General features: G+C 41.8%; 16 protein-coding genes. 8 read left to right on the top strand and 8 right to left on the bottom strand.

The window, feature by feature from the left end:
- Positions 1 to 10: 10 nt before the first annotated feature.
- From hscB to ccoN, 5 genes are all read right to left on the bottom strand, one after another.
- A complete protein-coding gene (gene hscB / locus BWP33_RS02540) occupies positions 11 to 508 on the bottom strand; it encodes a Fe-S protein assembly co-chaperone HscB (protein ID WP_002640937.1) in 498 nt (165 codons plus the stop codon).
- Positions 509 to 640: 132 nt separating this feature from the next.
- A complete protein-coding gene (gene ccoP, locus BWP33_RS02535; RefSeq protein ID WP_002640938.1) occupies positions 641 to 2077 on the bottom strand; it encodes a cytochrome-c oxidase, cbb3-type subunit III in 1437 nt (478 codons plus the stop codon).
- On the bottom strand, positions 2077 to 2262 hold the full coding sequence (locus BWP33_RS02530; protein ID WP_002640939.1) for a cbb3-type cytochrome oxidase subunit 3: 186 nt from the start codon (positions 2260 to 2262) through the stop codon (positions 2077 to 2079). The genes ccoP and BWP33_RS02530 overlap by 1 nt, the downstream gene beginning before the upstream one ends.
- A gap of 6 nt (positions 2263 to 2268) precedes the next feature.
- Positions 2269 to 2880 carry a cytochrome-c oxidase, cbb3-type subunit II gene (ccoO, locus tag BWP33_RS02525; protein ID WP_002640940.1) on the bottom strand — a complete coding sequence of 204 codons (612 nt, stop codon included), beginning with the start codon at positions 2878 to 2880 and terminating at the stop codon, positions 2269 to 2271.
- Positions 2881 to 2896: 16 nt separating this feature from the next.
- Positions 2897 to 4336, bottom strand: a complete 1440-nt coding sequence (gene ccoN, locus BWP33_RS02520) for a cytochrome-c oxidase, cbb3-type subunit I (protein WP_002640941.1) — start codon at positions 4334 to 4336, stop codon at positions 2897 to 2899.
- Positions 4337 to 4676: 340 nt separating this feature from the next.
- Here ccoN and BWP33_RS02515 point away from each other — a divergent pair, with 340 nt between their 5' ends.
- Entirely contained in the window at positions 4677 to 6425 is a 1749-nt protein-coding gene (locus BWP33_RS02515) for a M61 family metallopeptidase (protein WP_002640942.1), read from the top strand.
- Positions 6426 to 6513: 88 nt separating this feature from the next.
- On the opposite strand, the gene BWP33_RS02510 is transcribed toward BWP33_RS02515, so the two are convergent.
- Positions 6514 to 7149 (bottom strand): SH3 domain-containing protein, encoded by a 636-nt coding sequence (locus BWP33_RS02510; RefSeq protein ID WP_002640943.1) that lies wholly within the window; start codon positions 7147 to 7149, stop codon positions 6514 to 6516.
- Positions 7150 to 7266: 117 nt separating this feature from the next.
- Here BWP33_RS02510 and BWP33_RS02505 point away from each other — a divergent pair, with 117 nt between their 5' ends.
- Entirely contained in the window at positions 7267 to 7674 is a 408-nt protein-coding gene (locus BWP33_RS02505; protein WP_002640944.1) for a helix-turn-helix domain-containing protein, read from the top strand.
- A gap of 194 nt (positions 7675 to 7868) precedes the next feature.
- On the opposite strand, the gene BWP33_RS02500 is transcribed toward BWP33_RS02505, so the two are convergent.
- Positions 7869 to 8372, bottom strand: coding sequence for a phosphatidylglycerophosphatase A family protein (locus tag BWP33_RS02500; RefSeq protein WP_002640945.1), 504 nt, complete (start codon positions 8370 to 8372; stop codon positions 7869 to 7871).
- Positions 8373 to 8558: 186 nt separating this feature from the next.
- Between BWP33_RS02500 and dxs the strand changes: the two genes are divergently transcribed.
- Positions 8559 to 10454: a 1-deoxy-D-xylulose-5-phosphate synthase gene (gene dxs, locus BWP33_RS02495; protein WP_104930287.1), complete on the top strand. Its 1896-nt coding sequence runs from the start codon at positions 8559 to 8561 to the stop codon at positions 10452 to 10454.
- Positions 10455 to 10588: 134 nt separating this feature from the next.
- Here dxs and BWP33_RS02490 read toward each other — a convergent pair whose 3' ends face one another.
- The gene (locus BWP33_RS02490) at positions 10589 to 11218 is read right to left on the bottom strand and encodes a hypothetical protein (RefSeq protein WP_002640947.1); all 630 of its coding nucleotides are present in this window, start codon (positions 11216 to 11218) and stop codon (positions 10589 to 10591) included.
- Between the two features lie 150 nt (positions 11219 to 11368).
- On the opposite strand from BWP33_RS02490, the gene BWP33_RS02485 reads away from it, so the two are divergent.
- From BWP33_RS02485 to BWP33_RS02465, 5 genes are all read left to right on the top strand, one after another.
- A complete protein-coding gene (locus BWP33_RS02485; protein WP_002640948.1) occupies positions 11369 to 11722 on the top strand; it encodes an arsenate reductase in 354 nt (117 codons plus the stop codon).
- A 4-nt stretch (positions 11723 to 11726) separates the two neighbouring features.
- Positions 11727 to 12455, top strand: coding sequence for a UDP-2,3-diacylglucosamine diphosphatase (locus BWP33_RS02480; RefSeq protein WP_002640949.1), 729 nt, complete (start codon positions 11727 to 11729; stop codon positions 12453 to 12455).
- 94 nt (positions 12456 to 12549) lie between these two features.
- The gene (locus tag BWP33_RS02475) at positions 12550 to 13335 is read left to right on the top strand and encodes a polyamine aminopropyltransferase (protein ID WP_002640950.1); all 786 of its coding nucleotides are present in this window, start codon (positions 12550 to 12552) and stop codon (positions 13333 to 13335) included.
- 143 nt (positions 13336 to 13478) lie between these two features.
- The gene (gene leuC, locus BWP33_RS02470; protein WP_040628420.1) at positions 13479 to 14888 is read left to right on the top strand and encodes a 3-isopropylmalate dehydratase large subunit; all 1410 of its coding nucleotides are present in this window, start codon (positions 13479 to 13481) and stop codon (positions 14886 to 14888) included.
- A 198-nt stretch (positions 14889 to 15086) separates the two neighbouring features.
- Entirely contained in the window at positions 15087 to 15323 is a 237-nt protein-coding gene (locus BWP33_RS02465; protein WP_002640952.1) for a hypothetical protein, read from the top strand.
- Positions 15324 to 15329: the final 6 nt, after the last annotated feature.

Genomic DNA, 15329 nt, shown 5'->3' with positions numbered 1-15329 from the left:
TCTATTTTCTCTACACAGCGTGTATTTCTTGCTGCAATTTTTGTAAAAAACGACCTTGTCGCACCAATTCAGCAGCTTTTTCTAAGTGGTTTTCGGAAAAGGCAACCTGAAGATTTCGGTGCAATTCGGTTTGTGCTTGGTTGATGGTTTGCGCAAGTTCGGTTAAGGCAGCGGCGTTATTTTCCAATTTTGCATCCATCAACGTTTCACGCCACGCCATTTGCTGCATAAGAAATTCAGGCTCAAAATGCGTGTGTTCGGGAGAGTCTGCATCAATATTATTTAATTTCAATAAATAAGCAGCACGCTCAATGACATCTCGCAACACGCGATGGGCTTCATTAAGTGTCGCAGTCATCATCACGGCTTGCTTTTGCTCAAAACCAGAGGCAGCGGCAAATTTATCAGGATGAAATTGAGCGGCGAGTGTGCGATAACGTTGTTCTAAAATTTGATTGTCTAATTCAAATGTTTCAGGCAGCCTGAAAAGGGAAAAATGTGTATTCATGATATTTTTCGTTGCAAAATTTGCATTTTAATACAGTGGCAAAATTTCGGGGCAAATGACTTGAAGTTTAGTGAATAAAAAAACAGCTTTCTGTATAGACAAAAAGCTGTTTTATTTGATTTGATTCAAAAATTAATCTTGAATTTTCACTTCAACGCGACGACCTTCGGCGTTATTACCTTTTGCGCCTACGCTGCTTTCTGGTTTACGCAACACCATGCTGTCTTTTTTTACACCTTGTTTAATCAAGTATGCTTGAACTGCTTGGGCGCGATTTTTAGACAATTTCTCATTAGCAACTGCATTACCTGTGCTGTCAGTAAAACCGCTAATAACCAATTTTTTACCTGCTTTAGCTGCTTTAACTACTTCTCCAGTGGCTTTTTCAGCATTGGCTGCAATCGCGCTTTTGCCAACAGCAAAATAGAACTTGACTACGCCATTTTCCACACGAACTTCAGCTTTATCCGCAGCAGGTGCAGCCTGCACTTCAGATGCAGCCACCACAGGTGTAGGTTCGCTAGCCGCAACAGCAGGCGCAGAAACCGCTACCACAGGTGCTGATGCTGCTGGTTCAGCTGCTTTTTTAGGCTCTTCTGCAGTTGGAATACCGCCAACATAATCTTTGGTATCTTGTGGGTAGCCTTTGTAATCAGGGTGAGATTTACCCCATACATAAGCCGTCAGCAAATGGATTTTGTCATCAGTCAAAAAGCCTTTCCAAGCAGGCATTTGACCATGACGACCACCTGTAATGGTTTCAATAATGGCTTTTTCCGTACCACCCCACAACCAAATATTATCAGTCAAATTAGGGGCAGTTGCCATATTGCCTTGACCTTTATCGCCATGACAAACCACGCAGTTTGCTTTGAAAATTTCTTGACCACGTGCAGCACGCTCTTCATTATGCTGCATTTTAGACAATGACATCACATAGTTAGCCACGTCTTTTACGCGTTCCTCACCACCCAAAGCCACGCCCCAAGGAGCCATGGTTGCCACGCGACCATCGGTAATGGTCTCTTTAATTTTTTCAGGTGTACCACCCCACAACCAGTCTTTGTCAGTCAAGTTAGGGAAACCTTTCGCGCCTTGTGCATCAGAACCATGGCATTGAATACAGTAAATACCAAATAAATTAGCACCAACTGCCATTGCATTAGGATCTTTTGCCACTTCTTCCACACTCATGGTAGCGAATTTACCATAGTTTTGGTGAAAATCGGCGTTACCTTTTTCCATTTCGGCTTCATATTGGTTGTGGCTTGTCCAAGGTTTACCATTAAAACCAATGCCTTTGAAATCGCCTAAACCAGGATAAAGTGCCAAATAACCAATTGCAAATGCAATCGTCATCCAAAACATGTAAAACCACCAACGCGGCAATGGGTTATTGTATTCTTCAATACCATCCCATGAATGCCCTGTGGTTTTCACATCTTCGTCTTTTTTGTGTTTGACTACGTTTTGCGACCAAAGCAGATAGCTAACCCAAAGGATACTACACACCACAATGATAACAATATAGTAATGCCAAAAGGGGCTTGTAAATTGTGATTGTTCCATTATTTTGCTCCATTATCAGGATTTGAATGGACATTTTCAGCAGGAGTATCAGGGTCATCAATGATGCTCTGCCCTACTTCTTGATAGCCTGATTTATTGCGCTTGTGATACACAATATAAAGCATCAAAACGAAAAAATTAAATACCAATAAAGTAAATAATACCCTAGCCCAAGTCAAATCCATGATTGATTACCTTTTGTTTTTCAATGCCAAACCCAAACCTTGCAAATAAGCAATAACCGCATCTAGTTCAGATTTATTTTTCAATTCATCTGGGGCTTTTGCCAATTCTTCATCGGTATAAGGTGTGCCGAGTTTACGCAATGTCTTCATATGACTCACAATTTCTTCTGGATTGACTTTATTTTTCGCCAACCATGGGAATGCAGGCATATTGGATTCAGGTACCACATCGCGTGGATTTAATAAATGTGCGCGATGCCATTCGTCAGAATAACGTCCGCCAACACGAGCCAAATCAGGACCTGTGCGTTTTGAACCCCATTGGAATGGACGGTCATACACAGACTCTCCTGCTACAGAATAATGCCCATAACGTTCGGTTTCTGCACGAAACGGACGAATCATTTGTGAATGGCAATTGTAACAACCTTCGCGCACAAAAATATCACGCCCCGCGACTTGTAAAGCATTGTAAGGTTTTACACCAGCAATCGGATTAATCACTTCTTTGGAAAATGCCAAAGGCACAACTTGCACCAGCAAACCCACACTAATCACGATGGTCGTAAAAACAATCAGAAAGCCAACTTTTTCTTCAATTAAATGTTGCATTTTCATTTTCAGGCTGCCTTTCTTAGTGGTTCGCACTTTGTGGTAATGCTGGAATATCCGCATCAACAGGTTTGCCACTAATTACGGTACGGTAAACGTTATAAGCCATCATTACCATACCACTCAAATAGAATAAACCACCAATGGTACGAATTAAGTAGTACGGCATGGTACGACTCACAACTGATACAAATTGTGGATAAGCCAAAGTACCGTCAGGATTCAATTCGCCTAACAATAAACCTTGCATCACGCCCGCTACCCACATTGATGAAATGTATAACACCACACCAATGGTAGCGATCCAAAAGTGCATTTCCACCAATTTGGTGCTATACATCTCTTTACGACCGTATAAACGTGGAATCAAATAATACAAAGAACCAATGGTTACAAAACCTACCCAGCCCAATGCACCAGAGTGAACGTGTCCTACTGTCCATTCAGTATAGTGGCTCAACGCGTTTACTGATTTAATAGACATCATCGGACCTTCAAATGTGGACATACCATAGAACGACAATGACACAATCAAGAATTTTAAAATCGGGTCAGTACGCAATTTATTCCACGCGCCAGACAACGTCATGATCCCGTTAATCATACCGCCCCAAGATGGCGCAAACAAAATCAATGACAACACCATACCCAAAGATTGCGTCCAATCAGGCAATGCGGTGTAATGCAAATGGTGTGGACCTGCCCACATATAGGTAAAAATCAACGCCCAAAAGTGAACCACAGACAAACGGTAAGAATACACAGGACGACCCGCTTGTTTTGGCACAAAATAATACATCATGCCCAAAAATGCCGCTGTCAAGAAGAAGCCCACCGCATTGTGTCCGTACCACCACTGCACCATCGCATCAATCGCACCATAGTAAGCAGAATAGGATTTCATGAAGCTTGTTGGTAATGCCATGCTATTGACAATGTGCAACAACGCTACCGCCAAAATAAAACCGCCATAAAACCAATTTGCCACATAAATGTGCTTGATTTTACGTTTGGCAATTGTGCCGAAGAACACCACCGCATACGCTACCCAAACCAGCGCAATCAAAATATCAATGGGCCACTCTAATTCGGCGTATTCTTTACCTTGCGTGTAACCCAAAGGTAAAGTAATTACCGCCGCAACAATCACCGCTTGCCAACCCCAAAAAGTGAAAGCAGGCAGCCAATTGCCCCCAAATAATCGCGCATAACAAGTACGCTGTACAACATAATAAGACGTAGCAAATAAGCCACACCCACCAAATGCAAAAATCACCGCATTGGTGTGCAAGGGACGAATACGTCCGAAGTGAAACCAAGGTGCAATCTCTGACAAATTTAATTCGGGCCAACGTAATTGGGCGGCTGCAATCACACCGACCAACATTCCTACGATACCCCAAACCACTGTCATGATGGCAAACTGGCGAACTACTTTGTAGTTATAGGTTTGCGTTTCCATGAAAAACTCCATTAATATGGCAATAAAACAGTATTGAATCATTGCAGGCAGCCTGAAAAGCCACCTTATGACCCAATTTTTTCTTAATTTAACACTTTGCTACAACTTATTTTAACAACAAGTACGCAACAAAAGTTACTTAACTTGGTATTTTAAAGCAATACAGGCTTTTCTACCAAGTAAATTAGTGGTAAAACGGCTTTTATTTACAGTGTGTGATGCAAAAATACCCATTTTCCTTATCGGTTTTCGTGAATTCGCTTAACCTAACTTCACAATTACATTCATTAAATTTGAATCTTTTTTACATTTTTACATTTAATCTAACAAGGTAACCATCATGTTTCAATACACCATTTCGCCGCAAGCCCACACGCATTTATGGTTAATTACATTATCCTATGAACATCTTTCAGGCAGCCTGAACCAAATTAAATTGGCAAATTGGGTCGCAGGCAGCTATATGATTCGCGATTTTTCGCGCCACATTGTTCATATTGAAGCCACTCGCAATGGTGAACCCATTCATATTGTTCAAATTAATAAAAACACTTGGCAACTCCCTGAAACAAATGGCGTATATCAAATCCACTACACCATCTATGCCAATGATTTATCTGTGCGCGCCAGTTTGCTGGATACACAACGCGGTTTCATTGACGGTGCGTGCCTATTTTTATATCAGCCCAATCGCTGCAACGAACCTTGCCACGTCCAATTTTTCAGGCTGCCTGAAAGCTGGCAAGTCCACACCACGTTGCCCCGTTTAAGCGAAACCAGTTTTCAGGCAGCCAATTATGCGGAATTAATCGACCACCCATTTGAATTGGGGGCAAATTTAGAAGTTTTGTCGTTCAATGCAAATGGTATTACGCATCGCATGGTATTGAGTGGTTATTATCCTGATTTTGACCGCGAACGCCTGATTACAGATTGCATCAAAATTTGTGAATACGAATTGCAATTTTTCCCAAACCCTGCGCCATTCCAAGAATATTTATTTTTATTACACTTGGGTGACCACATTTACGGTGGATTGGAACACATCAGCAGCACCGCCCTACACGCCGACCGCCACGCCCTACCCAAAAAAGGCATGGCCGATGCCAACGCCGCCTACACAGAATTACTCGGACTCATTGCCCACGAATATTTTCACGCGTGGAACGTTAAATCCATCAAACCAACTAAATTTCAACCCTATGATTTAGAAAAAGAAATTTATACCGAACAATTATGGGCATACGAAGGCATCACGTCATATTATGATGATTTGATTTTGGTGCGCAGTGGTGTGATTTCGGTCAGCAATTATTTGAATCTTCTCGCCAACAACATCACACGCGTCCACCGCAACGCGGGGCGAAAACGCCAAACATTGGCGCAATCGAGCTTTTGCGCGTGGCACAAATATTACAAACAAGACGAAAACAGCCCGAATGCCATTACCAGTTATTATCAACAAGGCGCATTGTTTGCCTTGTGCTTGGACATCATTATCCGCGCCAACAGCGAACACAATTTGGACAGCATCATGAAAGCCTTGTATCAATATTATGTGAATACAGGCAAAGGCACAGATGAAGGCGAATGGCAAAAATTTGCAATTGAAATCACAGGATTAAATTTGACTGATTTTTTCCAATTGGGTTTATATTCCACACAAGATTTGCCACTGGAAGCGTGTTTAGAAAGCGTGGGCGTAGAATTACAATGGCTACCTGAAAACCGCAGCGCAGGAAATGGCAAATTAGTAACCGAATTTCCCGAAATTGCCCCACAACCAGAATTGGGCTGCCGCTATCAACAACAAGCCGATGGCGCAGTGATTTCACAGGTTTTTAGCAATGGTTCGGCGGAATTTGCTACGCTCAAGCCGAATGATAAAGTGATTGCGGTAGATGGATTTGCGTGTACCGATTTTGCCGCGCAAACACAAACAGCAGTCGGCGATTTACACACGCTGCATTTTTTCCGTCAAGGCGTATTGCTGCAAACCGATTTAACTGTACAAGCCGCGCCAGCCAATACCGCATACTTAAAAATGACCGATACAGAGTTATTAAAAAAATGGTTATTTAATCAATAAACCAATCTAATAAAATTTCAGGCTGCCTTAAATATAATTTATTTTAAGGCAGCCTGAAAACTGATTATTCTAATGAATATTCGCCATCTCACTCATTGTCTTCTTGAGAATTTTGACGTAAATTTTGTTTTTCTTCTTGCGACAATACTTCACGATTCAGGTAACCATCAAACATATAGCCTTTCACACCGCTATCTAATTGCACTTTGACCCAACAACCATCAATATTCCCAATGACTTCGCATTTATTGGTTTTGGCAATCACAGTGACTTCATTACCATCATAAACTTTCCCCACTTCCAAACCTTTGGTTGATGCTTCACCACGCAACGACAAGTCGCCATACCCCGACTGCGTTACCACTGTGGCTGGATAACGGACTATTTTTTCTGTCATTTTAGGAGTGGCTTTTTGCTGGGCGGCTTTTTGTTGCTGAATGGCTTTTTGTTGGGCGGCTTTTTCTTCGGCTTCCATTTTCAGTTGTGCTCTAACAGATTCTTCAGCTTCTTGGCGAATTTGTTCTTCACGCTCTTGTTGTTCTTGCTGTTGTTTTTGTTCATTTTCTTGCGCTTGGCGTTGGGCTTTTTCGGCTTTTTCGGCATCTAGCTGTGCTTGAAGTTGAGCAATTTGTTGTTTGGTTTCACGGTCATCGTGATTATTGCAACCCGAAAGTAAGGCAACAGCAGTTAAACTGGCTAAACTGATTGAAATCCATTTATTCATGATGTTATCCTTTCATAATAAACAAAAATTGAGTAATATTTACCATTTTAAATTTAATTTATTTTCATGAACACAAACAAAAAGTGGTTTTTTTCTACCCAAAAAGTGAGATAAATAATGAAATCCCATGAAAAAATTCGCAAAATACGCGAAGAAAAAAAATGGTCACAAGAAGAATTAGCCAATAAATTAGGTTTATCTACAAATGGTTATGCCAAAATAGAACGCGGGGAAACACGTTTGACTTTATCAAGATTATTTCAATTAGCTGAAATTTTTAAATTGGATATTTTTGAATTAATACAAGGAGATATTCAATATATGGGCGAACGGGTCGCCAGCCATATAAATCATGAGTGCGACTTAGTTGTTTACAGTGCAACCGAACATCAAAACTTGATTCAAGAGATTGAAAAACTAAAATTAATTATTCAATATCAAGAAACATTATTAGCACAACAAACACGTGAATTGAATTTGGCGCAAAAAATATTGGCAATATATGAACAAAATATAATGGATTAAAATAAAAATCCCCTAAAGCGATGACATCTGCCCTGTACGAATAGTACATCCTGTACGAATAGTACATAAAGACGTGGCAACGCTAGAAATTGCAATTTTAGAACCTGTATTCACCATAAAATCACAACCAAATGATTTTCAGGCTGCCTGAATAATCAAGCAGCCCGAAAATTATTGATTAATCAATAGATAAATCAGAAAATCAATGCCAAAATCCCCACCACCAATACCGCATACACCGCCGCAATCACATCATCTAACATCACACCCAAACCACCGTTAACTTTGCTGTCTGCCCAACTAATCGGTTGCGGTTTGACAATATCAAAAAAACGAAACGCCGCAAAACCAATTATCCACCAAAAAAATCCCTGTGGAATCAAAGAAAAAACAAATAACATTGCCACAATTTCGTCCCATACAATCCCGCTGTAGTCATGCACACGCCCCAACGCCAACTCCGTTTCGTGGCAAATCCCAATCCCCACCACAAATGCGACCACCGCCAATAAAAATAACCACAGTTTGCCCACGCCAATCCCCAACAATAAACCCGCCAACAGCATACCCATCAATGACCCCCATGTCCCCGGTGCTTTCGCAGGCAGCCCCGAACCAAAGCCAAAACCCACAAAAGCAATTTTATTTTCCATCAACCATTTCCAAGTTGGTGTAAAAGTCGGTTTGGTTTTCTCCATGATGACAACTCCTCAATTGTACAGTTAAATTTTGATTGTAAATATTTTTTGTGAATTGTTGCAAGTTTTTCGCCTAATCTCTACTTTCAGGCTGCCTGAAAATTTTTGTCTAAACAAAATTTAACATTAAAACCATGCCGAAAACGATATAATCGTTGACATGATTCATTTACTACAATTTATTTCATCATGAACACGCCCATCCTCGACTCCATTCAATTACCACATAACTTACGCGATTTACCTCTAGAACAATTACCACAACTTGCCAGCGAGTTACGCACATTTCTATTAGACAGTGTCGGTAAAACTGGGGGACACTTTGCCAGCAATTTGGGCGTGATTGAATTAACCATCGCTTTACACTACGTTTACAATACACCAATTGACCATTTGGTTTGGGACGTGGGACATCAATCTTATCCACACAAAATCTTAACAGGACGCAAAAATCGCATGAGCAGCATTCGCCAATACGGCGGTCTGGCAGGTTTCCCCAAACGCAGCGAAAGCCAATATGATGATTTTGGTGTGGGACACTCTTCCACTTCCATTGGCGCGGCGTTGGGCATGGCTGTGGCAGACAAATTGTTAGGCAACGATGCACGAAGCGTGGCAATCATTGGCGATGGCGCCATGACAGCTGGTCAGGCTTTTGAAGCCTTAAATTGTGCAGGCGACATGGACGCTAATTTATTGGTTATTTTAAATGATAACGAAATGTCTATTTCACCCAATGTGGGCGCATTGCCCAAGTATTTGGCAAGCCATGTGATGCGCGATATGCGCGGAATGTTGCATGAAATCAAACAACATTCTAATAAAGTTCTGGATAAATTACCTGCGGTCAAAGAAATCGCCGAAAAAGCCGAAACCAAATTCAAAGCCATCGCCAACGAAGGCAGTCATATCAAACAATCTTTATCATTGTTTGAAAATTTTGGTTTTGATTATACAGGTGCGGTTAATGGTCATGATGTGATACAACTGGTTGAAATTTTACGCGAATTACGTAACCGCAAAGGGGCGCAATTGCTGCACATCATCACGAAAAAAGGACATGGCTACAAACTCGCCGAAAATGACCCCGTTAAATACCACGCCATCGGCAAAACCCCAACCCCCGAAAACATTTCAGGCAGCCTGAAAACCGAAAACAAACCCAAACCCACTTACACCCAAATTTTCGGACAATGGCTATGCGACCAAGCCGCCGCTGATGAAAAATTAGTCGCCATTACACCCGCCATGCGCGAAGGCAGTGGCTTGGTGGAATTTGAACAGCAATTCCCAACCCGTTATTTTGATGTAGGTATTGCTGAACAACACGCGATTACATTTGCAGCAGGTTTGGCGTGCCAAGGTGTCAAACCTGTGGTGGCGATTTATTCCACATTTTTACAACGTGGCTACGATCAATTGTTGCATGATGTTGCCTTACAAAATTTGCCAGTATTATTCGCGATTGACCGTGCGGGTATTGTGGGGGCAGATGGTCCGACTCACGCGGGTGCGTATGATTTGAGCTATTTGCGCTGTGTGCCAAATATGGTCATCGCCACACCGTCTGATGAAAACGAATGTCGTTTATTATTATCAACGTGTTATCAATTAAATCAGCCATCTGCGGTGCGTTATCCGCGTGGCAGTGGTTGTGGGGCGGAAGTTTCAGGCAGCCTGAAAACCGTGGAATTAGGCAAAGGCGTAATTCGCAAACAAGGCGAAAAAATTGCGTTGGTTGCGTTTGGCAGTATGGTTCAACCAGCCTTGCGCGTGGCAGAAACATTGAATGCAACCGTTGCCGATATGCGTTTTGTGAAACCGATTGACGTAGACTTGATACGCCAATTAGCACAACCTCATGATTTTATTGTATGTTTAGAAGAAAATGCGGAAATGGGTGGCGCAGGAAGCGCGGTCTTGGAAACAATGGCGCAACAAGGCTGCCTGAAACCAACTTTGTTGTGCGGCATTCCCGATGTGGTTACAGAACACGGCGACAGCGCGAAAATTTTGGATAATTTGGATTTGAGTGCGGAAAAATTATTGGTAAAAATTCAAAATTGGCAAAAACTCAATTAACAATCAAACCAATACACCATAATGCTTTAAATTCAAATAAATACAGCACAACTAACGTCCTGATGTACCACGTGTACACCAGGACGTTATTGCTTTGTCTTATTGAATTTAACAGACTGTATTTTATCAATAAATTAACGCAGTTCCAGAATATCGCGCCAACCTTGACTGGTTTTCACTAAGGTAGCGGTTTGAGTGGTGGTTTCTTTGCCCAAATTTTCGTAGGGGGTATCGTCCAACAAATTATTCGCCCATTTTTCAGGCTGCAATTTGGCTTGATACGAAACATTGGTAACAATCAAACCGTCCATGGTAGTCGGCTCGGTGTAATAATTGATTTTTTTGGCTTTTTGTTTACCGACACACAATAATGTGCCTTGTGGTGTTAAGTGGATTTCTCCGCGTCCGCGTTCGGTTAATGTGAAAACAGCGTAATGTAAAGCGGTTTCGCCAGTGCCAATGCGCTCTTCTTTTTCGGCTTTATACAAACCTGCGCGAACCAATGATTCCATTTGTTTGAAAGCGCGTTCATTGGCACGTTTACCGCTTTCTAAACGTTTGAGTAATTTGATAACAGGTTCACCCAATGTGGTTTGGTGTGGATTTTCGTTACTCAAACGGTTTTGCACGTTCAATTGAAAAGGCAGACACACGTTGCGGAATTTCACTCCTTCATTAATGGCTTCTTTCAAATTGCGGTCGGACATTTCATTGCCACAAGCAGCCAGCAGGAAAGTTGCGCCTAAAATCCATAGTTTCTTCATATGTTAATTCCTATCTTATTAATTTAATTAAATTAATCTCAAATTAAAAATTTTAAAGTCAACAAGAATAACGCCAAAATCCAAACACGACAAGACAAAAATTCACGAATTATCGTACAATAGCCATATTTTTTACAATTTGGTAACAAAATGATTGAATTATATGGCATCGCCAATTGCACCACCGTCAAAAAAGCGCGTGTCTGGTTAGCAGAAAATCAGCACGATTACCAATTTCACGATTTCAAAAAATCGCCTCCCAGCCCCGAATGGCTTTCAGGCTGCCTGAAACAAGTTGAATTGGATAAGCTATTGAATAAAAAAGGCACAACTTGGCGAAAACTCACGCCCGAACAGCAAGCGCAAGCTCAAACCCCAGATGGCGCCATTGAATTAATGTGCGCCTACCCCAGTGTCATCAAACGCCCCATTTTGGTACATAACCAACAAATTTTAGTTGGTTTTTCACCCGAAATGTATGCTGATGCTTTTCAGGCAGCCTGAAACCATGCAAACCTTATTTATTGCTGATTTACATTTGTCCGACCACACGCCCGATTTGACCGCATTGTGCGTGCAATTTTTGCGCGACCATGCGGCAAGTGCGGCTGCGTTGTACATTTTGGGCGATTTATTTGAAGCGTGGACGGGCGATGACGACGACAGCCACACAGCACAACAAATTGCCAATGAAATCAAAATATTCAGTCAAAATGCGCCTGTGTATTTTGTCGCGGGTAATCGTGATTTTTTGTTGGGAAATGCGTACGCATCGCGTGCCAATATGCAAATTTTGCCCGAACAAAGCATTATCTCATTGAATCAAAAAAATGTCTTAATTACACATGGTGATGAAATGTGTACTGATGACCAAGCTTATCAACGTTTTCGCAAGATTATACGCAATCGCTGGTTAGATAATATATTGTTGTCTTTGCCTTTTACTTGGAGAAAGCGCATCGCCCAAAAAATGCGCCAAACCAGTCAACAACGCAAACAACATACTTACCATTACGCTTTATCAGATGTTACTGAATCGGGCGTTCAGGCTGCTTTTGAAAAATATTCTAATATTAATATGATTATTCATGGGCATACTCATCGTCCAAATATTCATATTCATCAATTAGATAATCATCAAATTATACGTTACGTCTTACCTGATTGGAAAAATGGTCAAGGTGGTTATTTAGCAGTTGATGAAACAGGTTTTCAGTTTTTCAGGCTGCCTGAATAAACAACAGCAATTTATCTTAATACCAATTGATGCAAAATAAATTAACCACTTTTCATTTATAAATACATTGAAATAATAGAATTGAATCAATCACATGACACACCCTTTTCGCCGTAATCGTTTTTTTCGCAACACGCTGCCTGAAGCCAATATTTCAGAGCTGGGCAACATTCGCTCGCTGCATCTTGGCACGCCGACCATTCAAAGCTCCATGAATATTCATAATCCGCCTGAATTGGTGCTGTCGTACAGTCGGGCGATGATGGCGTGGCTGCTGTTTGCCGATGAATTGCCCAAACACATCACGCAAATTGGTTTGGGAGGCGGTTCGTTTGCGCGTTGGCTGCATCATTGGCTGCCTGAAAGTCATCAAGTGGCAGTGGAAATTAATCCGCAAGTCATTCAAATTGCAAGAAACTCATTTTGTTTGGACTTTGAAGGCAATCATTTTGACATTATTGAAGCCGATGGCGCGGAATACATTCAAATTCTGCAAAATCAAGTAGATGTGATAATGGTAGATGGATTTGATGGCGTACAGATTATTGATGAATTGGTTGGTGAGCCGTTTTTTCATGATTGTCGTGTTGCGCTGCGCGAGAATGGTATTTTTGTCACGAATTGGTGGAGTGGCGATAAGCGTTACCCATTGTTTATACAGCGTTTGCGCACAATTTTTGATAACCGCGTGTTGGAAGTACCTGCCACAACGCATGGTAATATAGCAGTGCTGGCGTTTCAAAATAAACCCGAATTGAATATTGAGAAATTGAAAAAACGTGCAGGCAAATTGTCCGACCATTATGATTTGGATTTTTTCCGTATGCTCATGGATATGAAAGGAAAAAATCGCCACAATGACAAAAATTTTCTATTTTAAATCATTCAGGCAGCCTGAAACAAATTGGACAATTTGTCCAATAAAGTTTATTTTGTCCAATTTATCTCAAACTTTCTTGCGGATTTTGTCCAAAAAGTCTAAAATCCGTACTTTAATTTCACGCTAAAATATAAAAAGAGAACATCATGGCACAAACCCTTTACGACAAACTTTGGAATAGCCACATCGTCCGCGAAGAAGACGACGGTACAGTCCTATTGTATATTGACCGCCATCTGGTGCATGAAGTAACCAGCCCACAAGCATTTGAAGGTTTGAAAATGGCAGGACGCAAATTGTGGCGCATGGATAGCGTGGTTTCTACCGCCGACCACAACACACCTACCAGCGATTGGGATAAAGGCATTCAAGACCCTATTTCTAAATTACAAGTGGACACTTTGGACAAAAATATCCACGAATTTGGCGCGTTGGCGTATTTTCCATTTATGGACAAAGGACAAGGGATTGTCCACGTAATGGGCCCAGAACAAGGCGCAACTTTGCCCGGAATGACTGTGGTTTGTGGCGACTCACACACGTCTACACACGGCGCATTCGGTGCATTGGCGCACGGCATTGGCACCAGCGAAGTAGAACACACAATGGCAACCCAATGTATTACCGCAAAAAAATCCAAATCCATGTTAATTGACGTTTCAGGCAGCCTGAAAGCGGGCGTAACCGCAAAAGACATCGCTTTATACATTATTGGACAAATTGGCACGGCAGGCGGCACGGGTTACGCGATTGAATTTGGTGGCTCGGCAATCCGCAGCTTAAGCATGGAAGGACGCATGACCTTGTGTAATATGGCAATTGAAGCAGGGGCGCGTTCAGGATTGGTGGCAGTGGACGAAACAACAATTGATTATGTAAAAGACAAACCTCTTGCACCCAAAGGCGAAAATTGGAACAAAGCCGTTGAATATTGGAAAACACTCGTATCAGACGAAGGGGCGAAATTTGATAAAGAATATCACTTTAAAGCCGAAGACATTGAACCGCAAGTCACTTGGGGAACATCGCCCGAAATGGTATTGGACATCAACGCCGTTGTCCCCAATCCCGCAGACGAAAGCGATGCTGTGAAACGCGCTGGCATGGAACGCGCTTTAGAGTACATGGGTTTAACGGCTGGCACGCCTTTGAATGAAATTCCTGTTGATGTTGTGTTTATTGGTTCTTGCACCAACAGCCGCATTGAAGATTTGCGCGAAGCTGCGACAGTCGCGAAAGGACGCAAAAAAGCCAATAATGTGCAACGTGTATTGATTGTTCCTGGTTCGGGTTTGGTTAAAGAGCAAGCAGAAAAAGAAGGCTTGGACAAAATTTTCATTGATGCAGGATTTGAATGGCGCGAACCAGGTTGTTCTATGTGTTTGGCGATGAATGCCGACCGTTTAGAACCGCAACAACGTTGCGCATCCACGTCCAACCGCAATTTTGAAGGGCGACAAGGCAATGGTGGACGCACGCATCTGGTTAGCCCTGCAATGGCAGCAGCAGCAGCGGTTACTGGACATTTTGTTGATGTGCGCCAAATGGCGTAACCTTTTTCAGGCTGCCTGAAAGATTATTTTGCAAATAAATTAACTGAATTTGTCCGTTTAGCCAATCAAATTCAGTTACAAAATTCAATTGTTTTTTTGAAACAAAATTGCTATGATTGGCACGCGTTGGCGCATATTTAAGTAATTACAAGAAATAACCGCCGAATAAATTTTCTACTCACATGAAAGAATTAAATCATGAAAATCAAAACATTATCAATAGTTTTATTGACTTTGGGTTTAAGCGCGTGTGCCAGTACTTGGGACGGCATCAAAGATGACGCGTCTCGTAACAGCAATAAAGCCGAAGCCAACTTGAAAGAAACGGGCGATGCCATTGAACGCCAATGGGATAGAACCAAAGAAGGTACCCAAAAACGTTTGGATAGTACAGGCAATGCCATCAAAGAAGGTTGGCAAAAATTAACCGATTAATTAGGA

The organism is Simonsiella muelleri ATCC 29453, from assembly GCF_002951835.1.
GTDB classification, from domain to species: Bacteria; Pseudomonadota; Gammaproteobacteria; order Burkholderiales; family Neisseriaceae; genus Simonsiella; species Simonsiella muelleri.
This window is presented reverse-complemented; position numbering and strand designations above follow the sequence as displayed.